The 19,684-nt window shown below is 61.9% G+C and carries 15 protein-coding genes; 5 read left to right on the top strand and 10 right to left on the bottom strand.

The annotated features are described in order from the left end of the window. Window positions 1-3: 3 nt before the first annotated feature. From LHL23_RS08485 to LHL23_RS08495, 3 genes are all read right to left on the bottom strand, one after another. Window positions 4-1,968, bottom strand: a complete 1,965-nt coding sequence (locus LHL23_RS08485; protein ID WP_226429522.1) for an ABC transporter permease — start codon at window positions 1,966-1,968, stop codon at window positions 4-6. After that, on the bottom strand, window positions 1,965-2,996 hold the full coding sequence (locus tag LHL23_RS08490; RefSeq protein ID WP_226429523.1) for a quaternary amine ABC transporter ATP-binding protein: 1,032 nt from the start codon (window positions 2,994-2,996) through the stop codon (window positions 1,965-1,967). The genes LHL23_RS08485 and LHL23_RS08490 overlap by 4 nt, the downstream gene beginning before the upstream one ends. Before the next feature lie 70 nt (window positions 2,997-3,066). Beyond that, entirely contained in the window at window positions 3,067-4,011 is a 945-nt protein-coding gene (locus LHL23_RS08495) for an ABC transporter substrate-binding protein (RefSeq protein WP_226429524.1), read from the bottom strand. Window positions 4,012-4,200: 189 nt separating this feature from the next. On the opposite strand from LHL23_RS08495, the gene LHL23_RS08500 reads away from it, so the two are divergent. Further along, on the top strand, window positions 4,201-4,893 hold the full coding sequence (locus LHL23_RS08500; RefSeq protein ID WP_226429525.1) for a response regulator: 693 nt from the start codon (window positions 4,201-4,203) through the stop codon (window positions 4,891-4,893). Here the strand turns inward: LHL23_RS08500 and LHL23_RS08505 are convergent. After that, the gene (locus LHL23_RS08505; RefSeq protein ID WP_226429526.1) at window positions 4,874-7,801 is read right to left on the bottom strand and encodes a response regulator; all 2,928 of its coding nucleotides are present in this window, start codon (window positions 7,799-7,801) and stop codon (window positions 4,874-4,876) included. The two genes, LHL23_RS08500 and LHL23_RS08505, sit on opposite strands and share 20 nt — an antisense overlap. Window positions 7,802-7,895: 94 nt before the next feature. On the opposite strand from LHL23_RS08505, the gene torT reads away from it, so the two are divergent. Beyond that, entirely contained in the window at window positions 7,896-8,948 is a 1,053-nt protein-coding gene (torT, locus tag LHL23_RS08510; RefSeq protein ID WP_226429527.1) for a TMAO reductase system periplasmic protein TorT, read from the top strand. Window positions 8,949-9,092: 144 nt separating this feature from the next. On the opposite strand, the gene LHL23_RS08515 is transcribed toward torT, so the two are convergent. Then, complete coding sequence (locus LHL23_RS08515; RefSeq protein ID WP_226429528.1) at window positions 9,093-9,986, bottom strand: AraC family transcriptional regulator; 894 nt, start codon at window positions 9,984-9,986, stop codon at window positions 9,093-9,095. Between the two features lie 164 nt (window positions 9,987-10,150). Between LHL23_RS08515 and LHL23_RS08520 the strand changes: the two genes are divergently transcribed. From LHL23_RS08520 to LHL23_RS08530, 3 genes are read left to right on the top strand one after another with little or no spacing between them, the layout of a single operon-like run. Next, a complete protein-coding gene (locus tag LHL23_RS08520; protein WP_226429529.1) occupies window positions 10,151-10,990 on the top strand; it encodes an SDR family NAD(P)-dependent oxidoreductase in 840 nt (279 codons plus the stop codon). A 36-nt stretch (window positions 10,991-11,026) separates the two neighbouring features. Further along, window positions 11,027-11,488 carry a (2Fe-2S)-binding protein gene (locus LHL23_RS08525; RefSeq protein WP_226429530.1) on the top strand — a complete coding sequence of 154 codons (462 nt, stop codon included), beginning with the start codon at window positions 11,027-11,029 and terminating at the stop codon, window positions 11,486-11,488. A 1-nt stretch (window position 11,489) separates the two neighbouring features. Next, a complete protein-coding gene (locus tag LHL23_RS08530; RefSeq protein WP_226429531.1) occupies window positions 11,490-13,667 on the top strand; it encodes a xanthine dehydrogenase family protein molybdopterin-binding subunit in 2,178 nt (725 codons plus the stop codon). 129 nt (window positions 13,668-13,796) lie between these two features. Here the strand turns inward: LHL23_RS08530 and LHL23_RS08535 are convergent, their stop codons facing one another. From LHL23_RS08535 to peaD, 5 genes are read right to left on the bottom strand one after another with little or no spacing between them, the layout of a single operon-like run. After that, a complete protein-coding gene (locus tag LHL23_RS08535; RefSeq protein WP_226429532.1) occupies window positions 13,797-15,200 on the bottom strand; it encodes an aldehyde dehydrogenase family protein in 1,404 nt (467 codons plus the stop codon). 57 nt (window positions 15,201-15,257) lie between these two features. Further along, window positions 15,258-16,208, bottom strand: a complete 951-nt coding sequence (locus LHL23_RS08540) for a helix-turn-helix domain-containing protein (protein WP_226429533.1) — start codon at window positions 16,206-16,208, stop codon at window positions 15,258-15,260. Further along, window positions 16,205-16,861 carry a subtilisin-like serine protease QhpE gene (gene qhpE / locus LHL23_RS08545; protein ID WP_226429534.1) on the bottom strand — a complete coding sequence of 219 codons (657 nt, stop codon included), beginning with the start codon at window positions 16,859-16,861 and terminating at the stop codon, window positions 16,205-16,207. The genes LHL23_RS08540 and qhpE overlap by 4 nt, the downstream gene beginning before the upstream one ends. Further along, window positions 16,858-18,597, bottom strand: coding sequence for an ABC transporter ATP-binding protein (locus LHL23_RS08550; protein ID WP_226429535.1), 1,740 nt, complete (start codon window positions 18,595-18,597; stop codon window positions 16,858-16,860). The genes qhpE and LHL23_RS08550 overlap by 4 nt, the downstream gene beginning before the upstream one ends. Then, the gene (peaD, locus tag LHL23_RS08555; protein ID WP_222477768.1) at window positions 18,594-19,673 is read right to left on the bottom strand and encodes a quinohemoprotein amine dehydrogenase subunit beta; all 1,080 of its coding nucleotides are present in this window, start codon (window positions 19,671-19,673) and stop codon (window positions 18,594-18,596) included. The genes LHL23_RS08550 and peaD overlap by 4 nt, the downstream gene beginning before the upstream one ends. Window positions 19,674-19,684: the final 11 nt, after the last annotated feature.

The following is a 19,684-nucleotide window of genomic DNA, read 5'->3' on the forward strand; positions in this document are numbered from 1 at the left end:
GTCTTACTCCAGCCCCAGCGCGTCTTTCTTGGACCGCGCCCAGGTGGTCACCAGGTGGTCCACCATCAGCCCCATGAAGGCGACAGCAAGCCCCAGCACCAGCCCTTTGCCGACGTCTGTGGAGGACAGGGCACGCTGCATCTCCTGGCCTAGGTCCTGGGTGCCGATGAAGGCAGCGATAATTACCATGAACAGCGAGAACATAACTGATTGGTTGACCCCGACCATGATGGTCGGCAGGGCCATTGGCAGCCGCACTTTCCACAGGGTCTGCATCCTTGTGGCGCCGGACATGTCCGCGGCCTCGATCAGGGTTTCCGGAACCTGGCGCAGCCCTTCGATGGTGTAGCGCACCAGGGGCACAGCAGCGAACAGGACAACCGCACCGACCACCGCGACATCATTCACGCCGAACAACATTACGACGGGGATCAGGTAGATGAAGCTGGGGAAGGTCTGCAGGGTATCGCAAACGAGCAGCGCAATTGCGGCCCGTTTCTCATTGAAGGATCCCCAGATAGCGAGCGGGAAGCCAATCACTGCGGCAATGGAGACGGCGACCACGACGGTATAGACGGTGATCATGGCGCGGTCCCACCAGCCGGAGATAGCAATGAGGCCGAAAAACGCGAGGCATACCAGCGCCGAACGCAGGCCGCCGATGGCCCAGCCAGCTGCGGCAAGCAGTGCCAGAACAGCAGCGTAAGGCATCCACAGGAAGGCATCGCGGATCGGGATCAATACCCAAGTGATCAGGAACCAGCGCAGCCATTGCGTGACCGGATCGATCAGAACGATGAACCAGTCCGCAATTGCATCAATCGGCTTGGAGATGGTGAAGGCGTCACGGCGGCCAATCTGATCCATCAGCGGGATGAACTGCGCCAGTACCAGGCAGGCCAGCGACAGGCCAAGTCCCAGCAGCAGGAACTTGTTGCGCACGGCGAAGGAGGTGCCTTTTTCGAAATGCTCCGGCTGCTTTGTCGCCCAGGCCTTTGTGCAGCGGTCCAGCATGACTGCCAACAGCACGATGGTGATGCCAATCTCGACCGAGCGGCCGATCTTCAACGCCTGCAGCAGCTGCAGCAGTTTCTGGCCCAGGCCAGGCATTCCGATGAAGCTGGCCAGAACCACCATGGCGAGGCATTGCATGATGACTTGGTTCACACCGACCAGAATCTCGGTTCGGGCTGTAGGGATGCGCACATGCCGCAGCAGCTGCCAGCGGGTGGAGCCGCACATGTGGCCGCTTTCGATCACCTCATGCGGAACCTTACGCAGGCCCAAGAGCGACATGCGGATCATCGGCGGCACCGAAAAGATGATGGTGACGATGGCGCCTGCCTTGGGACCGACGCCGATGAAGACCACAACCGGGATCATGTAGGCGAAATGCGGCAGGCTTTGCGCGATGTTGAGGATCGGGTTCAGGATCCGTTCGAAGGTCTTGGACCGCCAGGCGAGAATGCCCATCACGAGACCGAACAGGATCGAAAACGGTGCGGCGACGACGATGACCGACAGCGTTTCCATCGCCCATTTCCACTGCCCCATGACGGCAATCCAGACAAAGGTTCCGCCGGTGAGCAGTGACAGCCGCCAGCCCTGGAGGGCATAGCCGATGACGAAGCCAATGCTGGCAATCACGGTCCACGGAATGGGGCCGACGCGGGGCCAGCGGTTCTTGCCGTAAAGCAGGTTGGCGGTCACATCGAGCAGCCATTCGACCGCGTCGGCAAAGGCACGGGTCAGATAGAGCAGACCCAAGTCGTCTCGCACAAACACAAAGATAGCGTTGATCCAGTCGGCGAAGGGCAAAATCAGCCATTCCGGAGGCCGCACCAGCCCGGCGGGCAACAGGGAGTTCCCCAGTGCAAGCACGCAGGCAGCAGCGAAGATTGTCCAGCCGGTTTTGGCTCGTGTCCAGCTCTGCGATTTGCTGGAAAGTATCATGGTCTGGTCAGTCATGATGTGCCTCCCAGCAGCACATCGAGTGCTTCCTGGCGGTTCAAAGCGCCGATCAGGCTGCCAGAGCCGTCAGCGACGGGAAGGAAGTCGCGGCTGTCATTGACCAACAGACGGGCCAGTTCGGAGATGGTCTGTTTCTCTCCAACCGGCGCACCCGTCATGCTGTGGCCGTTCACGTCCCGCGCCAGAACCCCGGCATGGACCACCCGGGATTTCTCGATTTCCTCGGTGAACTTGGCGACGTATTCGGTGGCCGGGTTCAGCACGATCTGATCGGGAGTAGCGCATTGCTCGACTACGCCGTCCTTCATAATGGCAATGCGGTCAGCGAGGCGCAAAGCTTCGTCGAAGTCATGGGTGATAAAAACGATGGTCTTGCCCAGCATTTCCTGCAAACGCAGAAACTCGTCCTGCATTTCGCGGCGGATCAGCGGGTCCAAGGCAGAAAAGGGTTCGTCCAGGAACCAGATGTCGGGCTCGATCGCCAGGCTGCGGGCGATGCCGACGCGCTGCTGCTGGCCGCCGGAAAGCTCGCGCGGGAAATAGTCCTCGCGCCCGGACAGCCCGACCAGTTCAATCACTTCCAGTGCGCGGGCACGGCGTGCATGCCGGTCCTGGCCGCGCATTTCCAGCGGAAAGGCGACATTGTCCAGCACGGTGCGGTGTGGCAGCAGGCCGAAACTCTGGAACACCATACCCATCTTGTTGCGGCGCAGATCAATCAGCTCTTTCTCGGACATTTCTCCGATGTTCTGGCCTTCGACACGGACCTCGCCGCCAGTAATGTCGATGAGCCGGGACAGGCAGCGCACAAAGGTTGACTTGCCGGAGCCGGACAACCCCATGATCACCAGCATCTCACCCTTGGCGATGTCCAGCGACACATCCCGGACCGCGGCGATGTAGCCGGCTTGGCGGATTTCATCGAAACCCGGATTTCCGGTCAGAGACTTCAGGTACTCTTCCGGATGGGCCCCAAACAGCTTCCAAACGTTCTTGCACGAAATGACGGGAGAGGCGGCAGTCATGAGTCTACTTTCATTTGCATAGGCGCCGGGGCAGTGGACTGCCCCGGCACACAGGAGGAAGGTGAGGGGCTTATTCGGTCCAGGGTTTCCAGACGTCTTCGTTTGCTTCCAGCCATTCGGCTGCGGCGTCCTCCGGCTCCATCTCGTCGATGTCGACCAGCTTGGCCATTTCAGCGATCTGCGGGTTGGTGAAACTGATTTCGGTCAGCGTCTCGTACGCCGCCGGCCACTTGTCCTTCATACCGTCCCAGGCGGCTTTCTTGAGATAGCCGTTTGCAGGGTTGCCGCAGTCGTAGGTGGCATCCGGGTTGGGGCCGACTGCAGGATCCTTGTCGCAGCCGTCTTCCCAGGCCGGGAACTCGACAAACTCACCTGGCCAGACGGCCTCGGCAAAGTTCGGGGTCCAGTTGAAGATCACCACGGGTTTCATGGTCTTTTCAGCTGCGGCCACTTCAGCCCAAAGCGCTGAGGCGGAACCTGCATTCACCACGGTGAAGTTCATGTCCAAAGCTTCCACACGCTCGGCGTCATGTTTGAGCCAGTCGACGGGACCGCCCAGGAAGCGGCCCTTGTCGCCGGTTTCCGGAGTGGCAAAGGCGGCGGCGCAGTCGTTCAGAGCTTCCCAGCTCGGCAGGCCGGGGCAGGCATCCTTGGTCCAGGCCGGGTACCACCAATCCTCGCGGGTCACCGCATTGTGGTCGCCGGCATCGTGAAGGCCGCCTTTCGACAATGCCTCGTTGAAGGATTTTCCGAAGGCGCCTTCCCAGACTTCCAGTTCCAGGGTGACGTCGCCCAGACGGACGGATTCATAAACAGCCTGGCTGTCGGTCGACACATATTCGACGTTGTTTCCCATTGACTCGAAAATCTGGCCGACGACGTGGCTCATCACGATCTGGCTGGACCAGTTGTGGACCGGGATTATGATGGGATCGGAGGAATCTTCGGCCATCGCCATCGGGGCAGCCATCGTCATAGCCGCAGCACTGGCCATTAGGTATTGCCGGTAGTTCATGTTTGTCTCCCTGTTGTCGCAGACCCGGTCCTGATGGCCTGAGCCTTTCTTGCTGTGTGAAAGCCGCGCTTTCAGGGAAGGAGGGTAGAAAACGGATGTGAACAGGTCAGCCAGGCGGGATGAATGGGCTGGTCAGTTTTGTTAAAATTTGTTAACCGGTAGGAAAATTACCCAAGGGGCACCGCATTCATGGCGCATATTCTGATCATTGAGGATGAGCCGGTCACCCGCGCGACACTCGCGAGCTACCTGGATGCGCAAGGGTATACCGTCTCGCAGGCGGAGACTGCGGAAGAGGCGGAGAAAGTCCTGGAAGAACAAGATGTTGATCTGCTTTTGGTCGACATCAACCTGCCTGGTAAGGACGGGTTGCAGATCACCCGCGAACAGCGTGCCAAGTCAGAGATGGGGATTATTCTGGTGACGGGCCGGGATGATGAGATTGACCGGATCGTCGGGCTGGAACTTGGTGCGGATGACTATGTCTGCAAACCATTCAACCGGCGTGAATTGCTCGCACGGCTCAAGAACCTGCTGCGGCGGACACAGGATATCCGGCGGCTGTCCCGCCGGATCTACAAGTTCAGCAAGTTCCATTTCGATGTGGCTGCGCGGCATCTTCAAACGGAGGAGGGGGACAGCATTTCACTGACCCGTGCAGAATTCGAGGTGCTGGATATGCTGGTCAGCCGGGCAGGTGAGATCGCATCGCGGGATGCGCTGATGAGCCGCGTAACCCACAGGCAGTACGGTGTGAATCCGAGAACCGTGGATGTCCTAGTGCGGCGGCTGCGCGGCAAGCTGGAAGAAGATCCTGCGCACCCGCGTATCATAACGACGGTTCATGGTGAGGGGTATGTCTTTACCGCGCCTTTGCGCTGACGCCTTCGAGTTCGCCCACAACTTCCGATACCGCGCTCAAAACTCTCGGGGCCAAGTCTTTCAGGTCTTGAACCAGTTGCTCAGTACGCCCGTGCTTCTTCAAGGCAGCGCTGCTTTCCAGTTCAGACAGCAACCCGGCAAGGTCATTCTGGCCAAACGTGCCTGCCGCTCCCTTCGCGCGGTGAGCGGTTTTGGCCAGGCCAGGCATATCCTGCGCCGCCATAGCAGCCTCGATGCCAGCAACACTCCGCGGCAGTTCCTTAAGAAACAGCTGCGCAATTTCCAACGCCGGAGCTTCCCCAAGTTCCTGAATGTTACTGCGAAACAAGCGGCGCAGGTCAGCAACACGCCCGGTGACATCTCCTGTGGCTTGGCGTGCTGACAGATATATCTCTCCGTGGCGCCCTTCGCTGACGCTGGCCAGTGCCTTGGCCAATCGCTCCGGCGATACCGGCTTGGCGACAAATCCGTTCATGCCGGCACGCAGATGCGCTTCGATCTGGTCTTCCTGCACATGCGCAGAAATGCCGATCACCGGCAGGTTGGCCAGTCTCGGATCAGAGTGCGCTCGAAGCCGGCGCGTTGCCTCAGTACCGCTTATTCCCGGCAGGTTCACATCCATCAGAACAAGATCGAACTGGCGTTGCGGAAGCAGTTCTAGCGCCTGTTCCGCACTGGAAACGCAGACGCAGCTATGACCCATGCGCTCAAGATAGCCTTGGGCGACCATCTGATTGATTTCATTATCTTCCACCACCAGAATGGACAGGCTGACATCGGCTGGGTCAAGTGCTGTTTCGTCTTCCCGGGGAGCTAGGTCAACAGGATCGCCGGGTTTCAATTCGACCGAAAGCGAAAAGACCGAACCTACATTCTTGGTGCTTTCCAGCGACAGCCGTGCGCCGATTGCCTGCGCAAACCGCTTGCTCACGGCAAGACCAAGCCCAGTGCCGCCGAACCGGCGCGCCGTTTCGTGGTCTTCCTGCTCGAAGGCTTCGAAAACCCTGGATTTGGCCTCTGCCGAAATCCCTTTTCCGGTATCGCTGACTTCAAATGACACCAAATGACGGCCCGCACCCGCATCAGATGCGCGAACCCGCAGGATAACTTCACCGTCATCAGTGAATTTCAGTGCATTGGACAAGAGGTTGAACAGGATCTGGCGCAGCTTGGCGATATCACCGATTACAGCGTCAGGCAGGTTTTCAGGCGCGTCCAGCCACAAGTGGATGCCTTTTTCATCTGCACTGGGGCGCATGAGAACAACAATGCCGGTGACCAGTTCGCGGAGCGAGAAGGTCACATTTTCGGGTGTCAGCCCGCCGCTCTCAATCTTGGAGTAGTCCAGGATGTCATTCAGAATTTTCAGCAGGTTCTGACCTGAGGCAAGGGCAGCCCGCAGCCGTTCCATCTGCCGGGGGGTAAGGTCGTCGTCGGAAAGGCTGCGCAGCATTCCGAGAACGCCATTCATCGGTGTCCGGATTTCATGGCTCATCATGGCCAGAAATTCGGATTTGGCGAGGTCCGCGGCTTCGGCTTTTTGCCGTGCCTTGTCGTGCGCTGCAACTTCGTGCCGCAGCCGTTCGGTCTGTTCCTCGACCATGTTCTGCAGGTTGTTACGGTGTTCTCTCAGTTCCTGCTCATTGAGATCCCGCTGCCGCTCCAGTGCGTTCTTCTCGATGGCTTGCTTGCGGAATACCTCGACGGCCTCTTCCATGCGGGCGATTTCATCCCGGCCTTTGGGCCGCACTTCGCGGTCCAGCTGGCCGCGCATAAGGGCGGCCATGGTTCCCGCCAGCCGGTTCAGCCGTCTCGTCACATGCCCGCGCACAAAGAACCAGACGACTGCGAGTGACAGAAGCAGGCCGACGGCCGCTGCAACACCGTTCCTGAACTGTGCCTGTCGCATTTCAATTGCGGCCAGATTGCCTGACGCGATGGCCTTTGCCTGTGCCTGGTCGGCCACGGCTGCTGCTTCCCGGCCCAGGTGGAGGGCTGTATCCTGAAGTTCCTGTTTGAGAGCAGTGATCCGGGCCTCGGTTATCAGGATCTGGTTCCTGAGCGTGAACAAACCCGGTTCTCCGCGGGTAATGGACTGAAGCTGCGCGACATATGCTTCCGCTTGCTGGCGCCGCCCCGGATCCCTGATCGCCTTAACCCTGCGTGATACGATAGACAGGCGGCTTGCCAGAGAAGCTTCGATTGCAGCCAATTCGTTTTCGCCCTGCGCTTCGTCAATCCGGTTGATCAGCAGACCGATTTCAGCGGTTTGCGAGCGCAGCTCGAACATAAGGCCAAGCTGGAACAGGTCGACTTCGATCAGCTTGTCCAGCGTATCGGTGCGCGCATTTTCCTCTACGCGGGATACCGGCGTATCATACAGGCTGGAGATCACGGCTGTTGTGCCCATTTCTGCGTTTGCCACCAGCGTATCGGCCATCCCAAGAAGATCATTGGCGGCCGCAAGGTTGCGCTCGGCAAGAGCCTTGAAAGCGCCGTGAAGCGCGATGCGGGTTTCCACCAGCCCGTTCAATTCATCCAGCGCTTTGGCAGCATCCGCCACCGTTGTGCGCAGCTGCTCAGTACCAGTGCCATCCTCAAGGTTCAGCGTGTCGATCCGCCGTGTCAGGGCGGCGATCTGATCCAGCAGGAAATCAGCACGGTTCTCCCGGTCAGCCTGTGTTTCGACCTCTGAAAGCTCTGGCGCGATAGCAATAATGCGGGTGCTTTCTTCTGCCATGCCGCGCACTTCTGCGATGGCCGGAATTGTTTGACTGATAACTTCGGCCTGGCGGCGGGCCAGCGCCCGCAGCTCAATTACCCCCAGTATCCCTGCAAGAGTAGGCAGCCCGGCGATCACGATGAACGCCAGGCTCAGCTTTCCGCTTAATCCGAGTTTCCCAAACATTCTTAAACTTTCGCGCGGAGTTGCGAATTTCGCAATTTTGAATTTTCTTGTTATCCAGCCGCATGCCTAACTTTCGCGGCAGGAAAGGAAGAGCATGCGCATTATTTGGTACCTTTGGCTGGCGTTTTTTTGCTCCGGCGCCGCTGCGGAAAGCTGGCGCCTGCAGGTTCCCCGGATACCGTTTGACTACAACAGCGGATATGAAACCGTTGATTACCAGCCGCTGGACAAAGCAGCAAAGCCCTGGCGGTTGTGCATAGCCTATCCGCATTTGAAGGATGCCTATTGGCTGAGCGTCAATTTTGGGATGGTGACGGAGGCGCGCAGGCTGGGCGTGTCGTTCAAGCTTGTTGAGGCGGGCGGCTACCCGAATTTGCAGCGCCAGATTCAGCAGGCTGAGAGCTGCGTAGCCGAAGGCGCGGATGCATTTGTGGTCGGAACCGTGTCCTATAACGGCCTTCGCAGCACGGTGGAACACATAGCAGCCTCCATCCCGGTCATCGCCGCAGTAAACGACATCGCCGATACGGGGATCACTGCAAAAGTTGGTGTTTCCTGGACGGACATGGGTGCCGCAGCAGCCCGCATAATCGCAGAGCGGCATCCCAAAGGTTCTCCCCCGGTGAAGGTTGCCTGGTTCCCGGGACCGCAAGAGGCAGGCTGGGTGAAGTTTGTTGAACAAGGATTTCAAAACGCCCTGGCGGGCAGTTCTGCAATGATCGTAGCGACGAAATACGGTGACACCGGCCGGGAAATCCAGGTCCGGCTGGTCGAGGAGGCACTGGATGAGGTGGCAGACCTCGATTACATCGCCGGATCCGCGCCAACAGCGGAGGCCGCTGTTTCGGTGCTGCGCGCCCGCAGCTTGCAGGATCAGGTTCAAATCGTTTCGGATTATATGACACATGCCGTCTATCGCGGAGTTCTCAGAAACCGGATCATCGCGACGCCCACGGACCTGCCTGTGCTGCAGGGCCGCTTGGCCATAGAGGTGGCTGTGCGGGCGATCGAAAAGAAGCTGCAGTACTCACATCTGGGACCTCAGATTCAAATCTTCGACCAGCAGTCCAGCGATCCAAACATGCTTGATTTATCTCTGGCACCAGCAGCTTTTGCTCCGGTATTCGAGCTTCGGACGCCGCAGTAGGTCCTTTCTTCTTTGTTGCAATACCCGGCATCTATGGCGGCTGGCGCCCGCAACAGGGTGAGCAGCTATTGTCTGAACGGGCCGCGCGCTTCGGAGCTGGCGGCAAATTTGATCAGAGCACCTGCGAGGCAACTAAATGGCCTGCTACTGTGCCAGCGGCGCAGACGCCAGTTTCTCGTCCCGCGGCGGAAGCCCGAACTTGCGGGTATATTCCCGGCTGAACTGTGTCGGGCTTTCATAGCCGACATCATAGGCCGCGGCAGCCACCGATTTACCGCCGCTGATCAGCAGGCGGCGCGCCTCCATCAGGCGCAGCTCCTTCTGGTACTGCAGTGGTGTGGTGGAAGTAAGCGCCTTAAAATGCTCGTGAAAGGTCGATTGGCTCATCCCCGCTTCTGCGGCCAGGTCAGCCACCGGCAAGGTAGCCTTGTACCGATCGCGGATCAGGGCAATCGCCTTGGAAATCCGGCTTGCCGGACTTTCGTGCAGCAGCAGCTGGCGCAGCATTCCGCCATGGCTGGCGCGCAGCAGGCGGAAGTGGATCTCCTTCAGCACCAAGGGCGCCAGAGCCTGCACCTCCACCGGATCCCGCGCGAGCCGGAACAGCCGCCCTACAGCATCGAACAAAGCCGGGTCGCCTTCGGCTACGCTCATTGAGTGGGAGGCTCGCTCAGGTTCCTGCAACGGGCCGATCTCGTCGTAAAGGCTGCGTACGGTCGCCAGGTCCAGCTGCAGAGCCAGAGAGACATAGGGTTTGTCCGGCGACGCATCGATTACACCTGCCGTTACCGGTAATGCGTGGCTAACGATCAGCGACTTGCCGGCGCCATAGCGGACGGTCCTGTCGTCCAGATGCGCCTCCTTGGCCCCCTGCAGGACCAAGCACATGACCGGCTCATAAATCATCGCCTGAAATTCGGTCCGTTTTTCGCTGCAAAAGGCAAAGAGCCCATCAATTCCGGTTTCGCAGCCAGTCTCAAGCGCAGCTCTCTCCCGCACGAATGCGGCGACATCGGAAATCAGGTCTTGCGGTACCATCAGCGCTCTTCCTTCTGATGTCCGACTATAAGTGTGCGAAGTCAGACAAAGAACCGTAAATCCCGGCATCCCGGAGGATCAGGCAGATGATCCGGAGGATCGGGCACGGAGCACACTCCGGCGCGATCTACCTTAGGAACAGATAATTTCAGGGAGGAAGCATCATGTACAAGCAAGCAATTGCAGCGGGCGGCCTGGCGGTGGTGACCGGTGGTGCCAGCGGTGTCGGCTTTGCGGCAGCCGAACGGTTCGCCCAAGCCGGTTTGGGAGTGGTGCTGGCCGACTTGCCGGGCGAGGCTCTGGACCAAGCGGCAGAGAAACTGCGCGGTCAGGTGAAGCAGGGCGCGCCGGTGCTGGCGGTTCCTGTGGACGTCAGCAAGGCCGAGGACCTTACGGCCCTAGCCGATGCTGCTTTCGGCGCCGGCGAGGTGGCCGTGCTGATGAACAATGCAGGCATTGCCCGGCCCTCCGGCAGCTGGGACGGCGCAGATGCTTGGCGCGCAATGATTGAGGTGAACCTGTTTGGCGTTCTGAACGGCGTGCAGGCCTTTCTGCCCCGGATGATCGCCGCCGCGCTCCCCGCGGTGGTGGTCAATACCGGCTCCAAACAGGGCATCACCACGCCGCCGGGCAACCCGGGCTACAACGTCTCCAAGGCCGGCGTGAAGGTGCTGACCGAAATGCTGGCCCACGACCTGCGGCAGGCGGAAGCCCCGATCAGCGCGCATCTGTTCGTGCCAGGCTTCACCTATACGGGCATGATCGCCCGCCACATTCCGGAAAAACCCGCTGCGGCTTGGACCCCGGAGCAGACCGTGGACCACCTGCTTACCCGTATGGAAGCGGATGATTTCTATATTCTGTGCCCGGACAACGACGTGACACCCGAACGCGACCGCCGCCGGGTCACCTGGGCCCTGGGCGACATCCTGGAAAACCGCCCGGCGCTGTCGCGCTGGCATCCCGATTACGCCGATGCCTTTGAAAACTTCGAACAATCCTGAACAGCAACGATCCAGCCAACGGGAGGCCCCATAGCCATGGCAATATCATTGAAACTCAACGGCCAGACGCATCAGGTCGAGGCCGAGCCCGGAACTCCGCTTTTGTGGGTGATCCGGGATGAACTGAAGCTGACCGGCACCAAGTTCGGCTGCGGCGTCGCCGCTTGCGGCGCCTGCACCGTGCATCTGGACGGGGAGCCGATGCGCTCTTGCCAGACCTTTGTCGAGGACGCCGAGGGCGCCGAGATCACCACCATAGAAGGGCTGAACTCCAAGGTTTCCAAGGCCGTGCAGGGCGCCTGGGTGGAGCTGGACGTGGTGCAATGCGGCTATTGCCAGTCGGGGCAGATCATGTCTGCCGTCGGGCTGCTGAGCGAAAATCCCAAACCGACGGTGGAAGAAATCGACAGCTTCATGAACGGCAACGCCTGCCGCTGCGCCACCTACCAGCGCATACGCGCCGCGATCCGGCGCGCATCCGAAATGATGGAGGCCTGACATGACCCTGAACACCTCCCGCCGCGGCTTCCTCAAATCCGCTGCTGCCGCCGCCGCCGTCCTCTATGTGGGCGCCCGCCCCAACGGTGCTTTAGCCGCAGGCGCCGCGCCTGCACAGCTGAACCCGTTTGTGAAGATCAGCGCCGACGGCACCGTCACCGCCATCGTCAAGCACTTCGAGAAGGGCCAGGGCCCGGCCACCGGCCTCACCACCCTGATCGCCGAGGAGTTGGGCGTTTCGATGGAGGACATCCAGTACGAATTCGCCCCCTCCGATCCCTCGCGCTATGCCAACCTGGCGTTCGGGCAGATACAGGGCACCGGCGGCTCCACCGCGATGGCCAATTCCTTCCTGCAGTACCGCCAGGCCGGGGCGGCTGCGCGCGAGATGCTGATCCAGGCCGCAGCCGAGGTTTGGGGCGCAGACGCCGCGGAGCTGACGTTGGTGGACGGCATCATAAAGGGCGAAGGCCATGAGGCGCCGCTGGCGGAGTTCGTCGCCGCCGCCGCGCAGATGGAGGCCCCGGCAGAGCCGCGGCTGAAGGACCCCAGCGAGTTCCGGTTGATCGGCAATGCCAAGGTCAAGCGCAAGGACACCTTGCCCAAGACCAATGGCACCGCGATGTATGCGATGGACCTGCATTTGCCGAACCAGATGGTTGTCGTGATCATCCGCAGCCCGCGCATGGGCGGGCTGGCCAGCGGGTTTGACGATGCCAACGCCAAGGAGATCAAAGGCTACATCCGCGCTGCCGTGCTGCCCAATCAGGCGGGTGTTGCGGTCTATGCCGAGGACACCTGGGGCGCATTCCAGGCTCGCGATGCGATCACCGTGGATTGGGATTTCTCGAACGCCGAAAGCCGCAGCTCTGACCAGATCCGCGAGGAGCTGCTGGCCGCGCTCAGCACAGACCCGGAGTACAACGTGACCGGTGCGGACCTGGCCGTCACCGCGGCGCAGATCGGCGGCGCGGCGAAGGTGGTGGAGCGAACCTTCTACTTCCCCTTGCTGGCGCACGCCCCGATGGAGCCGCTCACCTGCACCATCGAGGCAGATGAGGACGGCGGCGTCACCCTGCATGACGGCTGCCAGTTCCCCACCGGGCCGCATATGGCACTGGTGCAGATCTTCCAGCTGCCGATGGAGAAGGTTCGCATCAGCACGATGTTTGCAGGCGGCTCCTTCGGTCGCCGCGCCACGCCTACGGCGGACTACCAGGTGGAGGCGGCGCTGGCCTTTGCCCTGACCGACCGCTCGCGTCCGGTGAAACTGGTCTGGTCGCGCGAGGATGACATCACCGGCGGTTATTACCGGCCCGCCGTTGCGCACCGGGTGCGGATTGGTCTGGACGCGGATGGCAACATCGCCGGATGGGACCACCGCATTGCCGCGCAACCGATCCTGAAAGGTACTGCCTTCGAAAGCATGCTCGTGCATGACGGCGTCGATCACAGCTCGGTCGAAGGCGTGGCCGGCAGCCCCTACCAGATTCCTGGCCAGCATGTCGGCCTTACCGATGTGGCAAAGGCAACCACGGTTCTGTGGTGGCGCTCGGTCGGACACACCCACACCGCCTATGTGATGGAAACGATGCTGGACCAGGCCGCCCGCGCTGCAGGCCGTGACCCGGTCGAATTCCGCCTTGCTCTTCTGAAGGGCGGGGGTGCCGATCAGCAGCGTCTGGCTGGCGTTCTGAAACTGGCTGCGGAAAAGGGCGGCTGGGGCAGCGCGCCGGAGGGCCGCAGCCAGGGTATCGCTGTTCACAAGAGCTTTGGCAGCTATGTGGCCGAGGTCGTGGAGATCTCCGGCAACGCCAATGACGGGGTGAAGATCGAGAAGGTCACCTGCGCGGTGGATTGCGGCATCGCCGTCAACCCGGACGTGATCAAGGCACAGATGGAGGGCGGCATCGGCTATGGCCTCGGCCATGTGATGCGCAACGAAATCACCCTGACCGAAGGCGAAGTGGACCAGTCCAACTTCCCGGACTACGAGCCGCTGCGGATCGGCGACATCGGCGCCATAGAGGTGCACATCGTAGCCTCCGCCGAGATGCCTACCGGCGTGGGTGAGCCTGGAACCCCGCCCTCAGCTCCAGCACTGGCCAATGCCATCGCAGTCAACGGCCCGCTGGTGACGGAATTGCCGATGAACCTGAACGGGGTCAGCTTCGCCTGAGAGCAGACCTGCACCGGGCGGAAGATTTCGATGCAGGCAGCTCTGACCCGGACCAGCTTTCATCTGCTCAGATAAAAACTGATGAATCATCGCCCGGGCCGCTGCAGCGGCGGCCCGGGCGAGAGTTGCTCACCCGCGGGCGACGTTGATTACCTGCATCTGGGTGTATTCCGCCAGCCCCTCGACCGATTGCTCCACACCTAGGCCAGAGCCCTTGAAGCCGGCCATCGGGATATGCGGGCCGATGTTCAGCTGCTGATTGACCCAGATGGTGCCGGACTCGATGCGTCCGGCGACCTCCGTGGCCCGGACCGTGTCTCGTGAATGCACCGAGCCGCCCAGCCCGTAATCGGAGGCATTGGCGCGGGCGATCACATCGTCGATATCGTCAAAGCGGATCACCGGCAGGATCGGGCCGAATTGCTCCTCGTCGACAATCTTTTGCCCGTCCGTCACATCCCGGACAATGGTGGGCGGCACGAAATAACCCGGGCCGTCCTTGGCTGCACCGCCGGCGATGATCCGGCCGCAGGCACGGGCGTCCTCCAGGAAACCCTTGATCTTGTCAAACTGCGCCTTGTTCTGGATCGGGCCGATAGTTGTGCCCTGCTTCATGCCATCATCGACAACCGCCTGTTCGGCAAGGGCGGCCAGTTCGGCGCAGAAGTCCTCGTAGATGTCACTGTGCACATAGGCGCGCTTTACTGCCAGGCAGACCTGACCGGCGTTGAGGAAGGCGCCGCCGTAGACCTTTTCCGCGGCGGCCTTCACGTCCACATCCGGCAGCACGATGGCGGGGTCGTTGCCGCCCATTTCCAGCGTCACCCGTTTCATCGTATCGGCGGCACTGGCCATGATCCGCTTGCCAGTCTCCGATGAACCGGTAAACCCGATCTTGGCCACGTCCGGATGCGCCGTCAGTTTGGGGCCAAGGTCATTGGCGTCGGTGATGATGTTCACAAGGCCGGCCGGGAAGATACGGGCGCAGATCTCGCCCAGTTTCAGTGCCGCTACCGGAGTGGTCGGCGCAGGTTTCAGAACAATGGCATTGCCTGCTATCAAGGCGGGCCCGATCTTCCAGCAGCACAAAAGCAGTGGAAAGTTCCAGGCGATGATGCCTGCCACTACTCCCAGCGGCTTGTGGCGGGTCTCGATGCGAAATTCCGCGTCGTCCTGAATGACGCGGTCCGGCAGTTCCAGTGTGGCGGTATGGGCCAGGTAACCCTGCGACCAGGCCACCTCTCCCTGCGCCTCGGGCAGCGGCTTGCCTTGTTCCAGGGTGATCAGCCGCGCCAGTTCATCCGCCTCTTCGCCGATCGCAGCGGCCAGCGCTTCCACTTTCGCGCGACGCTCGGCCATCGGGGTGCCAGCCCAGGCCCTTTGTGCAGTCTTGGCGGCAGCCACGGCCTGGTTCATCTGCGCCTCGGAGGCATGCGGCACGCGGGCAAACACCTCCTCTGTTGCCGGGTTGATCACCTCGATCATGCGCTCCGCCGAAACCTGCTCGCCGTTGATGAGCATGCTGTAGTTCATGGTTGTTCTCCCTGTTTATCCGTCAGCCGGGTTTGATTGAGAAAGACAACCACGGCCCTAGGGCGCGGTCTTGGGCAGTGGTGCCAAAGAGTTTGCGTCCTGCGCCAAATTTCCGCTGTAATCCTGGGCGCTGAGGAAACCACGCGGCGAGCAGCCGAAGTGCCTTCGGAAGATGCGGTTGAAATGGGAAATGTCACCAAACCCGGCGCTATAGGCGACCTGGGCAATCGGCACTCGGCGGCCCTGCCGCGCCGCATGGCCCAACTTGCCTGCCACCGCGGCCAGACGTGTGCGAGCCAGGCAATCGGTGAAGCTGGTGCCGTTCTCCTGAAATTCACGCTGCAACTGGCGGCGCGACAACCCGGTGCGGGCGGCGAGCGTGTCCACCGTCAACTGCGGATCGGTGCTGAGCAGCTCCAGTGACTCGCGAACCAGCCGGAACCGGTGTCTTCGGCTGCTGAGGCTGCCGCCTCCCGGGTACGCCCCGGCCGCAAAGGCCAGAGGCACCAGTTCGAAGATGTAGCCAGCACCGTCCTGAGCGCCTTCCGCATCCAGCAGCCCGCAAAGGCTTGCGTGCAACGGATGCTGTCTGGCTATCTTGCAGCCCGCCTGCGGCATCTCCCGGCGCCTCTCCAGCACCAGCGCCCGCGGCAGATGCGCGGACAGGAAGGCAGCGGGCCGGCCGGTGATGTTGAGCTCCGCTGTGCGGGTTGAATCGAGCAGGAGGAACTCCCCGGGCCTCAGCAAGGTCTCACGGCCCGCGTGCCGGATGCCGGTTTCGCCATCCAGCTGGTGCAGCAGAAAGAAATGCTCCTGCTCGTCGCGCAGGATGCCCTGGCGGGTGCGTTCAATGCGGGCGGGAAGGCAGCGGATTTCGGCAACGTCGACGCCGCTGCGCTGGTGCAGCAGAAAAGATCCCGTCCAGCTCGGCACCGACCGGTCCGGAGTAGCATAGTAGTGGCCGCAGTTGGCGCGCAGGGTGCTGTTCCAGTTGTCAAAGCAGATCATGCGGCGTTCGGGCCTCCCGCCCCAATGCGTTCCCGTCCGGTGAAGGCGGGTGTTTGCAGCATCTTCTCTATCCCTCCTTTTGCGCAGGCCCGGGCCAGCAGTCCGGTAAAATGCGCGGCCGCCAGACTGGCCCCCCGAACCGGCACGCCGGCCCCTCCCGGACAGGCGCCGAAACGTGCGCCGGGCAGGTTCAGCAGCGACCACTGGCCAGGGGCGCAGCGTGCATCGCCTTGCACCGAAAGAACCCCCGTGCACCCAGCCGGATAGACCGGCGTTCCCCGGGCCGGAGCCGAGGCAACGAGCAGCTTGCCCGCCTCCAGCACCGCGGTTACGGCTTCAGCCAGCATCGGGCTGGCACCGGCGTGTCCAAAAGAGCAGTGGACAATCTCCGCCTCTGACTCGGCAGCGCGGAGCAGTGCTTCCGCCACGGTTGTGAGCTGGGTGGACAGACGGCCCGGAAAAATGCTGAACCCCAGGATCTGCGCTTCCGGCGCGTTGACGCGGATGGCGGCGGCAATGTGGCTGGCGTGCAGTGCAGCCGGGCTTTCGGCAGCCCTGGGACGTATCCTGCACAAATCATTGCGGGCGGTGAGGCCGGGGGTGTCGGTTGCCAGCGGCCCGTCGATCAGCGCAATCAGCGCGGCGCGGCTCATGTGCTGGCCTCCGACACGTCAATCTCCAGGTCGAATCCCCTGCCAGCCGCAGCGCCGCCGTGGGCAGTCAAGATGCGGGTGGCATGGGGAAACGCCGTGTCGATATGGGTCAGGATCCGGGTTGCGGTGGCCGGATCCACTTCCGACAGCGCTTCATCCAGGATCAGGATGTCGAACGGCGGCAGCAGAACACGCAAGAGGCACAGCCGCTGGCGCTCGCCGCCCGACAATGTCAGCCCGCTTTCGCCCAGCAACGTGTCAAGGCCCTCAGGCCCGCAGAACCTGTCCGCCAGGCCAAAAAGTTCCAGCATCTGCCACACCCGCGCTTCATTCTCAGGCTTGGCCCAGAAGGCACGGCTTTGGAACAGGTTGCCGCGAAGGCTGGCCCGCAGGGTATAGGGGCGCTGACCTGCATAGGCTACCGCCTCCGGCAGGGTAGCACCGCTCAGAAGGCTCAGATCCGCACCGCCCATGGTGACACGGCCGGTCAAGGGCTGAACCCGCCCGCAGAGCACCGAGAGCAGCGAGGTCTTGCCCGCACCGCTGGCTCCCTTGAGGGCCACCCGGGTGCCTTCGGGAATGTTCAGGGTGAGCGGGCCCAGAGGTGCGGCGTCACCGCGGGCCACGGTTGCGTTGTCCAGCTGCAGCACATAGCCGGAAGGAGAGAAACGGTCAGAAAGGGAAGGGGGAGATTGCATAACCGCATCCAGCCGGGCCACCGCAACCTTGACCCGCGCCTGCGCGTGCCAGAGGCCAAGCAGCGATTGCATCGGCCCGGTCATGAATCCCATATAAGCGATGAAGGCAATGAGCGAACCCAGTGGCCACTCGCCGCGTATCACCATCAGTCCGCCGACCAGAAAGATTGCGGAGCGGATCAGCGCCGACAGCAGCACCGGCACCGCGCGGGTAAACTCTCCCCACAGGTTCTGCGCGATCAGGCGGCGGCTCAGCCCGGCATGATCGCGCAGGCTGCGCCGCTCTGCCCAGCGAATGCCGCGGGCGGCTTGCAGGGCGGGCAGGCCGAACAAGGTCTCCGACAGCCCCGCCGAATACCGTCCTTGCATCTCGCGCACTGCTGCGGCGTGGCGTTCGGTCCGGGGCCGTGCCCAGACCAGAAACAGCAGCTCTGCCGGGGCCAGGAGTGCCGTCAGCAGCCCCAGCCGCCAATCCAGCACCATTAGCATCGCAGAGCCGCCCGCCAGCCGGATCAGCGCCGAAGAACCGCCCAGCACCGCGTTGAAGGCAAACTTTTGCACTTCCGCCGCGTCGCCATCAACCCGCGCCAGCAGCTCGCCTGCGCGCTGGGCGGCAAACCAGCCGGAAGGCTTTGCAGCCAGCCGTGACAGAAGCCGCTGCCGCATCCGCGCCAGCATCTGCACTGACGCGCGCATATGCAGGATGTTGCTGAGCGCGCCGGTTCCGGTGGCCAAGAGGCCAATTGCGAACAGTGCCGCGGACCAGACCACCAGCTGCGACGCATCCCCCGCCATCAGCCCGCGATCGATCACCAGCTTGCTGATGTAGGGCGGCAGCAAGCCAAGCCCGGCGGCGGCAAAACTGATCAGCAAGAGCACCGCCAGCCGCCACCGGTGCGGGCGCAGCAAGGGCAGCAGCCAGTCCGCGGTGGCGGCGGTAAACAGCGCCGCACCCGCGCGTGAGGGCAGGCGCGGCCAGGCCCGGGCGGCAGCAGTGCCGCCCGGCTGGGAGGAGAGTTTGGCAGCAGGCCCGCTCATCCCTGCGGCACGACATGCAGGGTGGAAACCGACATATCCCCGCCGGAAGGCATCCGGATCTCGCCCACCCGCTCCAGCGTCTCGCTGTCGTAGATGCCGATGTCATCATTCGTGCCTGCGACATAGATCTCACGCCCGTCGGTGGAGACGTTGATGACGTAATAGGTGTGCGGCAGGTCTACCCGCTTGACCAGTTCCTGGGTTTCCAGGTTGTGCTTGGACAGCTGAGTATAGACGCCATAGAGGTGCTTGGGGTCTGTCGCGCTGCGCACTGCGGAGAACATCAGCACCTCGAAGGAAGCGAAATCTGCAATCTCGGTCTCCCCGGTGGTCAGATCGACCGACTGGTAGCCCCAAACGAAATCCGCCAGTTCCTGCTGGGTTTCATCGGTGAACACCGCCGCCGTATACATCAGCAGCATCTCGTCGTTCTGGCTACCGGTCGGCCAGAACGCCAGCACGTCCGGTGGGCTGTAGGTGGGACGGTCCCAGCTGGCATTTGCAATCGCCACCTCGGTCTCGCCGTTGCTGGGGTCAACCCGATAGATTTCATGCCCGGCGACGTACACTTGGCCGTTGCGGTCGCTCGCCATCAGCGTCGAGCGGCGCGGTGCCTCATAGATCGCAGCAGGTTTTGCCTCCAGCCCGGCGCTCGCGTTATAAACCGCAAATTCCGGCTGCATCACCTCATAGCGGTCGGTTTTCTTATGCACCGGATTGCGCACCGTGAAGATCTGGCTGCCATCCTTGGAGACGGCAAGCGAGGCCAGCGAGCGGCGGGTCACATCGCCCTCGGACTGGGCGGCGTGAAAGACCTTTTCACAGGTCTCGATATCGACACCGACCACATCCTGCCAATGGTTCAGCAGCACATATGCGATGCGGTTGTCCGGCGACATGGCGATCACGCCGGGTGTCACATTCGCCCCCAGATCGCAGTCGGCCTTGACCGAGCGGTCCCCGGCATCAAAGACATAGAGGTTGGAGGGCCGGGCCACCGTCACCAGAAGGTCGCCAGCGGCCAGCGGCAGGGCTGAAGCGCAAAACGCAGCAGCAGCAAAAAGCGCGGATTTCATGATGCGGGTCT

This window comes from Leisingera sp. McT4-56, assembly GCF_020514995.1.
In the GTDB taxonomy this organism is placed as follows: domain Bacteria; phylum Pseudomonadota; class Alphaproteobacteria; order Rhodobacterales; family Rhodobacteraceae; genus Leisingera; species Leisingera aquaemixtae_A.

Coding starts and splice junctions, on each gene's coding strand:
- LHL23_RS08495 (WP_226429524.1), bottom strand. CDS start 4,011: ATGAACTACCGGCAATACCTAATGGCCAGTGCTGCGGCTATGACGATG.
- LHL23_RS08520 (WP_226429529.1), top strand. CDS start 10,151: ATGTACAAGCAAGCAATTGCAGCGGGCGGCCTGGCGGTGGTGACCGGT.
- LHL23_RS08515 (WP_226429528.1), bottom strand. CDS start 9,986: ATGGTACCGCAAGACCTGATTTCCGATGTCGCCGCATTCGTGCGGGAG.
- LHL23_RS08540 (WP_226429533.1), bottom strand. CDS start 16,208: ATGATCTGCTTTGACAACTGGAACAGCACCCTGCGCGCCAACTGCGGC.
- LHL23_RS08505 (WP_226429526.1), bottom strand. CDS start 7,801: ATGTTTGGGAAACTCGGATTAAGCGGAAAGCTGAGCCTGGCGTTCATC.
- LHL23_RS08500 (WP_226429525.1), top strand. CDS start 4,201: ATGGCGCATATTCTGATCATTGAGGATGAGCCGGTCACCCGCGCGACA.
- LHL23_RS08530 (WP_226429531.1), top strand. CDS start 11,490: ATGACCCTGAACACCTCCCGCCGCGGCTTCCTCAAATCCGCTGCTGCC.
- LHL23_RS08490 (WP_226429523.1), bottom strand. CDS start 2,996: ATGACTGCCGCCTCTCCCGTCATTTCGTGCAAGAACGTTTGGAAGCTG.
- peaD (WP_222477768.1), bottom strand. CDS start 19,673: ATGAAATCCGCGCTTTTTGCTGCTGCTGCGTTTTGCGCTTCAGCCCTG.
- torT (WP_226429527.1), top strand. CDS start 7,896: ATGCGCATTATTTGGTACCTTTGGCTGGCGTTTTTTTGCTCCGGCGCC.
- LHL23_RS08535 (WP_226429532.1), bottom strand. CDS start 15,200: ATGAACTACAGCATGCTCATCAACGGCGAGCAGGTTTCGGCGGAGCGC.
- LHL23_RS08525 (WP_226429530.1), top strand. CDS start 11,027: ATGGCAATATCATTGAAACTCAACGGCCAGACGCATCAGGTCGAGGCC.
- qhpE (WP_226429534.1), bottom strand. CDS start 16,861: ATGAGCCGCGCCGCGCTGATTGCGCTGATCGACGGGCCGCTGGCAACC.
- LHL23_RS08485 (WP_226429522.1), bottom strand. CDS start 1,968: ATGACTGACCAGACCATGATACTTTCCAGCAAATCGCAGAGCTGGACA.
- LHL23_RS08550 (WP_226429535.1), bottom strand. CDS start 18,597: ATGAGCGGGCCTGCTGCCAAACTCTCCTCCCAGCCGGGCGGCACTGCT.